Source organism: Pseudomonas sp. OF001, from assembly GCF_904426495.1.
Lineage (GTDB): Bacteria > Pseudomonadota > Gammaproteobacteria > Pseudomonadales > Pseudomonadaceae > Geopseudomonas.
On record NZ_CAJGBM010000028.1, the window covers coordinates 20422 to 31872 of the forward strand.

Here is an 11451-nt window from a genome sequence, read left to right on the forward strand (position 1 = left end):
GTCCCGCCGCCGGGGTTCACAACTGCGGCGCCAGCACGCGGCGCTCCCAGGGCGTGATCTCGGCGAGGAAATCGGCCAGCTCCAGGGTCTTGCTGGCCAGGTAGCCGTCGATGAACTCGTCGCCGAACAGTTCGCGGGCCAGGCCGCTGCGCTGCAGGCGGTGCAGCGCCTCGTTCATGCTGGTGGGCAGGCGCAGCGCATCGGGCACCTGGAACTCGCCGCGCGCCGGCAGCGACGGCTGCAGGCCGCGCAGCAGGCCGTAGAGGCCGGCGCCGAGGCTGGCGGCCAGCGCCAGGTAGGGGTTGGCGTCGGCGCCCGGCAGGCGGTTCTCCACCCGCCGCGCCTCCGGGCCGCTGGCCGGGATGCGCAGGCCGGCGGCGCGGTTGTCGTAGGCCCAGCAGGCGTTGTTCGGCGAGGCGTAGGGGTGCGCCAGGCGGTGGTAGGAGTTGACGTTGGGCGCCAGCAGCAGGGTCAGTTCGGCCAGCCCCGCCTGCAGGCCGCCGATGAACTGGGCGAAGGCCGCGGTCGGCTCGCCGGCGGCATCGCTGAACAGGTTGCGCCCGCGCTCGTCGACCAGGCTCTGGTGGATGTGCATCGAGCTGCCCGGCACGCCGCCCAGCGGCTTGGCCATGCACACCACGATCAGCCCGTGGCGGAGCGCCACCTCGCGCAGCAGGTGCTTGAACAGGAAGGTCTGGTCGGCGATCTGCAGGGCGTCGCCGTGGGGGAAGTTGATCTCGAACTGGCTGACGCCCATCTCGTGCATGAAGGTGTCGCGCGGCAGGCCGAGCGCCGCCATGCAGCGGTAGACCTCGGCGAAGAACGGCCGCAGGCCGTTGCTGGAGGCGACGCTGAAGGCCGAGGCGCCGACCTCGCGGCGCCCGTCCAGGCCCACCGGCGGCAGGAAGGGTTCGCGCGGATCGGGGTTGGGGGCGAAGACGAAGAACTCCAGCTCGGTGGCCACCACCGGAGTGATGCCGAGCGCCGCGTACTCGGCGAGGATCCGCCGCAGCAGGCCGCGGGTGGACAGCCCGCAGGGCCGGCCGTCGACCTCCAGCGCGTCGCAGATCGCCAGCGCGCGCGGCGTGTCGCTCCACGGCAGCAGGTACACCTGCTGCGGGTCGGCGCGCAGCGCCAGGTCGCCGTCGTCGCCGCCGTAGAAGCTGGCCGGCGGATAGCCGCCCATCAGGCACTGCAGCAGCACGCCGCGGGCCAGCTGCAGGCGCCGCCCGGAGAGGAAGCCCTCGGCGGTCATCACCTTGCCGCGCGGGATGCCGTTGAGGTCCGGCGTCACGCACTCGATTTCCTCGACCGCCGCCAGACGCTCGGCGAACTGCAGCAACTCTTCCGGACTCTTCATCGTTTCCCTCCCTGACGCCTCATGACAAACGTAGGGTGGGTTAGCCGCGCAGCGGCGTAACCCGCCAAGGATGCCGCAAGGCATCCCCCTTGCCGGCCTGGCGGCCGGTTGGTGGGTCACGGCCTGCGGCCTGACCCCACCCTACACCCTACCCCACGCATCCTCGCCCTCATCCGTGCAGAATCTCTCACTGACCGTGCACAATTTCAACCACTCTCGCCCTACGGGATCCCCACCCCCGCCTGGGCGCTCTGCGCCAGGTCCTGCAGCTCGCGGTTGGCCACCGCGTACACCGCGTAGTCGCTGCCGCTGGCGGCGCGCAGCTCGGCCAGCAGGTGGCGCCAGCGTCCCACCAGCGGCTGGTGGTGGGCCAGCCAGAGGGTCAGGCGGTTGTCGATCTCCACCGGCCCCTCGGGCATCTGCAGCACGGCAATGGTGATCGCCCGCTGCTGCCAGTCGAGGTCGTCGCGCAGCGACTCGCGGGCCAGTACCTGCCAGTTGTTCTCCACCGGCAGAGCGTTGAGCTGCTGCAGGTACCAGCCCAGCTCCAGCTCGGCGCCCACCGCGAAGTAGCAGGCGGCCACGCGCATCGGCGGCTGGCCGGTGACGTCGGCGGCCTCGATGATCGGCAGCAGGGTGTACAGGTCGCCGCAGCTGGCCAGCCGGCGCGCCAGCCCGGCCGGCACCCCGGCGCCCTCCAGCTCCTCGCGCCGCGCCAGCCAGGCGGCGCGCGCCGGCCCCTCGAGCAGCTCCTCGAGGTTGTCGATCAGCGCCTCGACGCAGGGCGCGAAGTGCTCGACGGCGCGCGCCATGTCCAGTTCGCTGCGCCGGTTGCGCAGCAGCCAGCGGGTGGCCCGGCGGCCCAGGCGCATCAGTTCCTCCATCAGCGCCAGCTGCAGCTCGGCGTCGACCTGATGGTCGAGCGCCTCGATCTGCTGCCACCAGTGCGGCAGGTCGAACAGGTCGCGCACCACCACCCAGCCGCCGGCGATGTGCGCCGCCGACAGGCCGGTGGACTCGTTGAGGCGCTGGACGAAGGTCACCCCCATGTGGTCGACCAGGTCGTTGGCGATGCGCGTGCTGATGATCTCGCGGCGCAGGCGGTGGTGCTCCAGGGCCTGTGGGAAGCGCGCCAGCAGCTGCGGCGGGAAGGCATGGTCGAGTTCCTCGCGCAGGTAGGGATCGTCCACCAGCGGCGAGTGCAGCAGCGCCTCCTTGAGGTCGAACTTGCTGTAGGACAGCAGCAGCGCCAGCTCCGGGCGGGTCAGCGCCTGGCCCTGGGCGACCCGCGCGTTGAGTTCGTCGTCGCCGGGCAGGAACTCCAGGGCCCGGTCCAGGCGCCCGCGGCTCTCCAGGTCGAGCATCAGCCGGCGGAACTCGCCGAGGCGCCCGCGCGCGTGGCGCTGGGCCAGCGACAGCGCCTGCACCTGGCGGTAGCTGATGCCCAGCACCAGGCCGGCCACCGCCTCGGTCATCTCGCGCAGCAGCTCGTTGCGCTGCTTGAGGGTCAGATCGCCCGCGCGCACCACCTCGCCGAGGAGGATCTTGATGTTGACCTCGTGGTCCGAGCAGGTCACTCCGCCGGCGTTGTCGATGAAATCGGTGTTGCAGGCGCCGCCGCGCAGGCAGTACTCGACCCGCCCCAGCTGGGTCATGCCGAGATTGCCGCCCTCGCCCACCACCTGGCAGCGCAGCTCGCGACCGTCGACGCGCAGGGCGTCGTTGGCCTTGTCGCCGACGTCCACGTGGCTCTCGTGGCTGGACTTGACGTAGGTGCCGATGCCGCCGTTCCACAACAGGTCGACCGGCGCGCGCAGCAGCGCGCTGATCAGCTCGCTGGGCGGGAGCTGCTCGGCGTCGATCGCCAGGCGCGCGCGCACCTCGGGGCTGATGGCGATGCTCTTGGCGCTGCGCGGGAACACCCCGCCGCCGGGCGAGATCAGCGCTGCGTCGTAGTCGGCCCAGCTCGAGCGCGGCAGGGCGAACAGGCGCTGGCGCTCGGCGAAGCTCGCCGCCGGATCGGGATTCGGGTCGAGGAAGATGTGCTGGTGGTTGAAGGCGCCGATCAGCAGCAGCTGCTCCGAGCGCAGCAGACCGTTACCGAACACGTCGCCGGCCATGTCGCCGATGCCGACCACGGTGATCGGATCGCGCTGCACGTCGATGCCGCGCTCGCGGAAATGGCGCTGCACGCCGACCCAGGCGCCGCGCGCGGTGATGCCCATGCCCTTGTGGTCGTAGCCGGCCGAGCCGCCGGAGGCGAAGGCGTCGCCCAGCCAGAAGCCGTAGTCGGCGGACAGCGCGTTGGCGATGTCGGAGAAGGTCGCGGTGCCCTTGTCGGCGGCCACCACCAGGTAGGGATCGTCCTCGTCGTGGCGCACCACGCCCGGCGGCGGCACCACGCCGCCCTCCACCAGGTTGTCGGTCAGGTCGAGCAGGCCGCTGACGAAGATGCGGTAGCAGGCGATCGCCTCGGCCTGGATCTCGTCGCGCGTGCCGCCGAGCGGCAGACGCCGCGGCACGAAGCCGCCCTTGGCGCCGACCGGCACGATCACCGCGTTCTTCACCTGCTGCGCCTTGACCAGGCCGAGCACCTCGGTGCGGTAGTCCTCCTCGCGGTCCGACCAGCGCAGGCCGCCGCGCGCCACCTTGCCGCCGCGCAGGTGCACGCCCTCGACCCGCGGCGAGTAGACGAAGATCTCGTAGCGCGGCACCGGCCGCGGCATCTCGCTGATCAGGTGCGGGTCGAGCTTGAAGCTCAGGTAGTCCTTGGGCGCGCCGTCCGCGCCGCTCTGGTAGAAGTTGCTGCGCAGGGTGGCGCGGATCAGCTCCAGGTAGCGGCGCAGGATGCGGTCCTCGTTGAGCACCTGGACCTGCTCCAGCGCGCCGAGGATCGCCTGCTCGAGGCGCTGCTGCTTGTCCGCCAGTTCCTCGACCGGCAGCTTGCGCGCCAGGTAGAAGCGGGTCTTGAACAGGCGGATCAGCTCGCGGGCAATGTCGGCGTGGTTGCTCAGGGTGGCGGCGATGTAGCCGAGGTCGAAGCCCAGGCGGATCTGCTTGAGGTAGCGGCCATAGGCGCGCAACACCGCCACCTCGCGCCAGGGCAGCCCGGCGCCGAGCACGAGGCGGTTGAAGCCGTCGTTCTCGGCGTCGCCCTGGACGATGTGGATGAAGGCGTCCTGGAGGATATCGTTGAGCTGCACCAGGTCGACGTCGATGCCCTCGGCGTAGGTGAAGCTGTAGTCGTGGATCCAGAACTGGCTGCCGTCGTGACGGCGCAGGCGGAAGGGGAACTCGCCGAGCACGCGCAGGCCGAGGTTCTCGAGGATCGGCAGCATGTCCGACAGCGCCAGCGGCGTCTCGGCGTGGTAGATCTTGCAGTGCAGGTTGCGGCCGCGCTCCAGCGGCGCCTGGTAGAAGCGCAGCACCAGCGGCCGCTCGCGCGACAGCTCGAGCAGGTGGCGCAGGTCGACCACCGCCTCGTGCGGCTCGAAGCGCTCGCGGTAGCCGGCCGGGAAGCCGCCGGCAGCCAGCAGGTCGGTGGCGCGCGCCTCGCCGAGGCTCTCCACCAGCAGGCTGGCGAACTCCTCCTGCCAGCCGCGGCAGGCCTGGATCACCTCCTGCTCCAGCACGCGCGCCTCGATGGCCGCCGGGCGCTGCGGGTCGACGCGCAGGATGAACTGCACGCGCGCCAGCACCGACTCGGAGAACCAGGTCCAGAACTCGCAGTCGCTGGCGCCCAGGCGCTCGCGCAGCACCCGCTCGATACGCTGGAGGATCTCGCTGGAGTAGATGTCGCGCGGCACGTAGGCCAGGCAGTAGCAGAAGTGGCCGTAGGGGTCGCGGCGCAGGAACACGCGCAGGCGCTTGCGCTCCTGGATCTGCACGATCGCCACCGCGGTGGCGGTCAGCTCCTCCACCGGGGTCTGGAACAGGTCGTCGCGCGGCAGCACCTCGAGCACTTGGGCCAGGCTCTTGCCCAGGTGCGCGCCGGGGGCGAAGCCGGCGCGGCGGATCACCTCGGCCACCTTCTGCCGCACGCAGGGAATGTGGCGCATGCTCTCGACGTACACCGGCGAGGTGTACAGGCCGATGAAGCGGCACTCGCGCAGCACCTGGCCGTCCGGACTGAACTGGCGCAGCGACACGTAGTCCGGGTAGGCCGCGCGGTGCACCCGCGCCGGCTGGTCGGCCTTGGCGAACGACAGCAGGCAGGGCGCGCGCAGCCAGGCCATGGCCTGCGCCGACACCCAGCGCTGCGCCGCCGGCAGGCCCTGGCGCAGGCGCCGCGACAGGCCGAGCAGCGAATCCTCGGCGTAGACCAGCAGGCCGCTGCCGTCGGCCTGCGCCTCGACGGTGAACTCCTCGTAGCCGAGGAAGGTGAAGTGGTTGTCCAGCAGCCAGTCGAGGAACGCGGCCACCTCGGCGCAGTCCTCGACGTGCGCGGCCAGGCAGGCCGGCTCGAGATTGTCCAGCAGGGCGCGCACGCGCGCCTGCATGGGCGCGAAGTCGCCCACCGCCAGGCGCACGTCGCCGAGCACCTCGTGCAGCGCCTTGGCCAGCATGTGCTGCTCGCCGGCGTTGGCGCAGCGGTCGATCTCCAGGCACAGCAGCGCCTCGCGGCGCACCTCCGGCCCTTCGGCGCCGGCCTCCAGCAGCTCGAGCAGCTCGCCGCCGGCGCCGCGGCGCAGGCTCAGCACGCAGTTCTGCAGGCTGTGCACGGCGTGGCCGCGGCGGCGCAACTCCATGTGCAGCGAGTCGACCAGGAACGGCATGTCGGCATGCAGCATCTGCAGCACGGTGTGCGGCGACTGCCAGCCGTGGCGCTCGTAGTCGGGGCTGAACAGCACCACCTGCGGCTCGCCCGGGTCGAAGCGCTCGAGCAGGCGCCAGGCCGACAGGCAGGCGCCGGCCAGGTCGGCCAGGCGTCGCTCGGCCAGCTCGTCGAGGGCCACGCTGGCGAAGAACTGGCGGGCGAACAGGTCCACCTGGCCGAGCCCGCGCTCCTCGACCTGGCGCGCCAGCACCTCGTGCAACTGGCGATGGAAATCGTCCCGGTCCACTGCACTGAACAAACCCATGACTGTTCTCCGCTGGCCGCCACCGGCCGCTGCCTCCTGACACGTTAGCAGGGCTGCCGGCGCCGGCACACCCGTTCGGCCGGCGACCGCGCGGCGTTGGTCGAGGCGGGGGCAGATGGATTAAAGTGGAGGCCGAGCCGGCGCCCTGCGCCGATAACCCCCTGCCGAGTCCGGACATGCCCCATCGTGATGCGCTGATCGCCCTGCGCCAGTACCTCTCCAGCCAGATCCTCGGCCAGGAGCGGCTGGTCGAACGCCTGCTGATCGCCCTGCTCGCCGACGGCCATCTGCTGGTCGAGGGCGCGCCGGGGCTGGCCAAGACCAAGGCGATCAAGGACCTCGCCGCCGGCCTCGAGGCCGAGTTCCACCGCATCCAGTTCACCCCCGACCTGCTGCCGGCGGACATCACCGGCACCGAGATCTACCGCCCGGAAACCGCCACCTTCGAGTTCCAGCGCGGGCCGATCTTCCACAACCTGGTGCTGGCCGACGAGATCAACCGCGCCCCGGCCAAGGTGCAGTCGGCGCTGCTCGAGGCGATGGCCGAGCGCCAGGTCAGCATCGGCCGCAGCACCTACGAGCTGCCCGGGCTGTTCCTGGTGATGGCCACGCAGAACCCCATCGAGCAGGAAGGCACCTACCCGCTGCCCGAGGCACAGCTCGACCGCTTCCTGATGCACGTGAAGATCGGCTACCCGGACGCCAGCGTCGAGCGGCGGATCCTCCAGCAGGCGCGCGGCGAGGCCATCGGCGGCGAGGCGCAGCCCGAGCAGCTGGTCAGCCAGGAGGCGATCTTCGCCGCCCAGCGCGAGATCCTCGGCCTGTACATGGCCGACGCGGTGGAGGAGTACCTGGTGCAGCTGATCATGGCCACCCGCCACCCGGCGCGCTTCGACGCCGAACTGGCCGAGTGGATCGCCTGGGGCTCCAGCCCGCGCGGCTCGATCGCCCTCGACCGCTGCGCGCGCGCCCACGCCTGGCTGGCCGGGCGCGACTTCGTCAGCCCCGAGGACATCCAGGCGGTGCTGTTCGACGTGCTGCGCCACCGCGTCATCCTGTCGTTCGAGGCGGAAGCCGCCGGCGTCGACCAGGACCGCGTGGTGCAGCGCATCCTCGACCAGGTCGCGGTGGCCTGAGGCGCTGGCCATGTACGCCGACATGCTGCCGCCGGGAGTGATGGTCAGCCTCGCCGAACTGCTGGAGATGCGCCATCGCCTCGACGAGGTGCAGCTGTTCTCCAGCCCCGGCCGGCGCAGCCCGCTGGTCGGCCTGCACCACTCCAAGCTGCGTGGGCGCGGCGTCGACTTCGACCAGGTGCGCGTCTACCAGGCCGGCGACGACGTGCGCAACATCGACTGGCGGGTCACCGCGCGCACCCAGGAGCCGCACACCAAGCTGTTCCACGAGGAGCGCGAGCGCCCGGTGTTCCTCCTCGTCGAACAGAGCCCGCGGCTGTTCTTCGGCAGCGGCCTGTGCTTCAAGTCGGTGCTCGCCGCCCAGGTCGCCGCGCTGTTCGGCTGGGCCGCGCTGGCCCACAACGACCGCATCGGCGGCCTGGTGTTCGACGACGCCGGCAGCAGCGAGATCCGCCCGCGGCGCAGCAAGCAGAGCCTGCTGCAGCTGCTCGGCCGGGTGGTGCGCGCCAACCAGCAGCTGTCATCGCGCGACAGCGAGCCCGGCGCCGGCGACGGCCTCGGCCTGGCCCTGCGCCGCGCCCGCGAGGTGCTGCGCCCGGGCAGCCTGGTGCTGGCGATCTGCGACGAGCGCAGCCTGGTGGACAGCGCCGAGCAGCAGTTCGCCCTGCTCGCCCGCCACTGCGACCTGATCCTGCTGCCGCTGTCCGACCCGCTCGACCACGCCCTGCCGGCCGCCGGCCTGCTGCGCTTCACCGACGAGCACGCGCGCCTCGAGCTGGACACCTCTGACGCCGAGCTGCGCCAGGCCTGGCGCGAGCGCGGCGAGGCGCGCCAGTTGCGCTGGCAGCGCCTGGCGCAGAAGCTCGGCGTGCTGCTGCTGCCGCTGTCCACCCAGCGCGACCTGATCGAGCAGCTGCGCGAACAGGTCCTGCCACACCCGCAGGCGCAGCCGGCATGAGCCCCCTCGACCGCCTGGCCGAACCGCTGCTGCCGGCGCCGCCGCCGTTCTGGCCGCCGGCGCCCGGCTGGTGGCTGCTCGTCGCCCTGCTGCTCGCCGGACTCGCCCTGCTGTGGCGCCAGCGCCGGCGCCTCCGGGCCTGGTGGCGCGACCTCGACGCCCCGCCGCCGTCGCCGGCCGGCGAGATCGACCCGCAGCGCCAGGCGGCGCTCGACGAGCTGCGCGGCCTGCCGCGGCCCTACGACCGCGCGCCGGCCGGTCCCTGGCTGCAGGCGCTCAACGGCCTGCTCAAGCGCCTGTGCCGCGCCCATTATCCCGACAGCCACAGCCACACCCTGAGCGGGCGCGCCTGGCTGGCCTTCCTCGACAACCGCTGCCCCGCCGCCGGCCTGACCCGCTGGATGATCCTCGTCGAAGGCACCTACCGCGCCGACTGCCGCCTCGACGACAAGGCCATCGACGGCCTGCAGCAGGCGGTGGAAACCTGGATCCGCAAGCATGCTTGAGTTCGCCTGGCCGTGGATCGCCCTGCTCCTGCCGTTGCCCTGGCTGCTGCGCCTGCTGCTGCCGCCGGCCGACAGCGGCGAGGCGGCGCTGCGGGTGACCTTCCTCGACGAGCTGGAGAACCTCGGCGGCAAGCGCGCCCGGCCGCGCCTGCCGGGCTGGCGGCGCCAGGCGCCGTTCGCCCTGCTCTGGCTGCTGCTGGTGCTGGCCGCGGCGCGCCCGCAGTGGCTGGGCGAGCCGCTGCCGCTGCCCTCCAGCGGCCGCGACCTGCTGCTCGCCGTCGACGTCTCCGGCTCCATGGACTACCGCGACATGCACTGGCAGGGCGAGACGGTCAGCCGCCTGACCCTGGTGCAGCGGCTGTTCGGCGAATTCGTCGCCGGGCGCAGCGGCGACCGCATCGGCCTGATCCTGTTCGGCAGCCAGGCCTACCTGCAGGCGCCGCTGACCTTCGACCGCCAGAGCGTGCGCCAGTGGCTGGAGGAAGCGGTGGTCGGCATCGCCGGCAAGAACACCGCCATCGGCGACGCCATCGGCCTGGCGGTCAAGCGCCTGCGCCAGCGCCCGGCGGACAGCCGCGTGCTGGTGCTGATCACCGACGGCGCCAACACCGGCGGCGAGGTGGCGCCGCTGACCGCCGCGCGGCTGGCCGCCGGCGAGGGGGTGACCCTGTACACCATCGGCATCGGCGCCGACGCCGAGCAGGCCGGCGCGGTCGGCCTGTACGGCCTCAACCCCGGCCTCGACCTCGACGAGCCGCTGCTGCGCGAGCTGGCCGCGGTCACCGGCGGCCAGTATTTCCGCGCCCGCTCCCAGGACGAGCTGCGCGCCATCGCCGAGACCCTCGACCGCCTGCAGCCTGTGCTGCAGACGCCGACCACGGTGTACCGCGCCACCCCGCTGTATCCCTGGCCGCTGGCCGCGGCCGTGCTGCTCAGCCTGCTGCTGGTGGCCCACGAACTGTGGCCACACGGCCCGCCGTCCCTGCGCCGGAGGCGGCCATGAGCAGCCTGCTGCCGCACCTGGCCCGTCCCGCCTGGCTGCTGCTGGTGCCGCTGCTGGCCTGGCTGCTGTGGCGCCTGTGGCACCGCAAGCGCCGCCTCGGGCGCTGGCAGGCGCTGCTGCCGCCGGCCTTCCAGGCGTGGCTGCTGCATGGCGGACGCGGCCGCCAGGACCGCCTGCCCTGGCTGCTGCTCGGCCTGGCCTGGCTGCTCGCCCTGCTCGCCCTGCTCGGCCCCGGCTGGAGCGCCGAGGAGCAGCCGGCGCAGAGCAGGGGCGACCCGCTGGTGGCGATCCTCGAGCTGACTCCGGCGATGCTCGCCGAGGACATCACCCCCAACCGCCTGGAGGCGGCGCGGCGCAAGCTGCTCGACCTGCTCGCCGCGCGCGGCGAGGCGCCCACCGCCATCGTCGTCTACGCCGGCAGCGCCCACGTGCTGGTGCCGCTGTCCAACGACCTGGCCACCGCGCAGAACCTGCTGGCCGCGCTGACTCCCTCGCTGATGCCCGAACCCGGCCAGCGCGCCGACCTCGCCGTGCAGCGCGCCCTGGCCCTGCTCGACCAGGGCGCCAACGGCCACGGCCGCCTGCTGCTGCTCACCGGCGCCCTCGGCCCGAGCGAGGAGGACGGCATCCACGCCGCCCTCGACGGCCGTGCCAACCCGCTGCTGCTGCTCGGCGTCGGCACTCCGCAGGGCGCTCCGGTGCAGCTGGAGGACGGCGGCTTCCTGCGCGACGCCAGCGGCGCCATCCTGCTGCCGCGCCTGCGTGGCGAGCAGCTCGCCGGCTTCGCCGCCGAACTCGGCGGCGGCTACAGCACCCTGCGCCTGGACGACGGCGACCTCGCCAGCCTCGGCCTGCTGGCGCGCCGCGCCACGCGCGCTGACCAGGCCGAGGGCCTGCGGCCGCTGTCCGGCTGGGCCGACCAGGGCCACTGGCTGCTGCTGCCGCTGCTCCTGCTGGCAGCCTGCGCCGGCCGGCGCGGCTGGCTGTTCGCCTTCGCCCTGCTGCTGGTGCAACCGCCGCCGGCCATGGCCTTCGAACTCGAAGACCTCTGGCGGCGCCCCGATCAGCAGGGCATGCGCCTGCTCGAGGCCGACCAGCCGGCCGCCGCCGCGCAGCGCTTCCGCGACCCGCAGTGGCGCGGCATCGCCCTCTACCGGGCCGGCGACTACGCGGCCGCCGCGGCCGCCTTCGCCGCCGGCGACGATGCCGCCGCCCACTTCAACCGCGGCAACGCCCTGGCGCGCGGCGGCGAACTGGAAGCCGCGCTGGAAGCCTACGGCGAGGCGCTGCGCCGCAACCCGCAGCTGGCCGTGGCGCGGCGCAACCGCGCGCTGGTCGGCCAGGCGCTGAGCGAGCGGCAGGCAGCCGCCGAACGCGCCGAGCCGGAGGCCGCGGCGCGCCGCGCGA

7 protein-coding genes are annotated in these 11451 nt (G+C 72.9%); 5 read left to right on the forward strand and 2 right to left on the reverse strand.

Features of this window, described 5'->3' with window-relative positions; translation table 11 throughout:
* Nucleotides 1-16 precede the first annotated feature (16 nt).
* A complete protein-coding gene (locus tag RA210_RS15525) occupies nucleotides 17-1360 on the reverse strand; it encodes a glutamine synthetase family protein (protein WP_201487216.1) in 1344 nt (447 codons plus the stop codon).
* Between the two features lie 221 nt (nucleotides 1361-1581).
* Complete coding sequence (locus tag RA210_RS15530; protein ID WP_201487217.1) at nucleotides 1582-6441, reverse strand: NAD-glutamate dehydrogenase; 4860 nt, start codon at nucleotides 6439-6441, stop codon at nucleotides 1582-1584.
* A 176-nt stretch (nucleotides 6442-6617) separates the two neighbouring features.
* Here RA210_RS15530 and RA210_RS15535 point away from each other — a divergent pair, with 176 nt between their 5' ends.
* From RA210_RS15535 to RA210_RS15555, 5 genes are all read left to right on the forward strand, one after another.
* Entirely contained in the window at nucleotides 6618-7577 is a 960-nt protein-coding gene (locus RA210_RS15535; RefSeq protein WP_136487967.1) for an AAA family ATPase, read from the forward strand.
* Between the two features lie 10 nt (nucleotides 7578-7587).
* The gene (locus RA210_RS15540) at nucleotides 7588-8535 is read left to right on the forward strand and encodes a DUF58 domain-containing protein (RefSeq protein WP_136487966.1); all 948 of its coding nucleotides are present in this window, start codon (nucleotides 7588-7590) and stop codon (nucleotides 8533-8535) included.
* Nucleotides 8532-9041 (forward strand): DUF4381 domain-containing protein, encoded by a 510-nt coding sequence (locus RA210_RS15545; RefSeq protein ID WP_201487218.1) that lies wholly within the window; start codon nucleotides 8532-8534, stop codon nucleotides 9039-9041. Before RA210_RS15540 ends, RA210_RS15545 begins: the two co-directional genes overlap by 4 nt.
* Nucleotides 9034-10044: a vWA domain-containing protein gene (locus RA210_RS15550; RefSeq protein ID WP_201487219.1), complete on the forward strand. Its 1011-nt coding sequence runs from the start codon at nucleotides 9034-9036 to the stop codon at nucleotides 10042-10044. The genes RA210_RS15545 and RA210_RS15550 overlap by 8 nt, the downstream gene beginning before the upstream one ends.
* Nucleotides 10041-11451 (forward strand): VWA domain-containing protein (locus RA210_RS15555; protein WP_201487220.1); only part of this gene is annotated, 1411 nt, incomplete at its 3' end. The genes RA210_RS15550 and RA210_RS15555, both read left to right, overlap by 4 nt.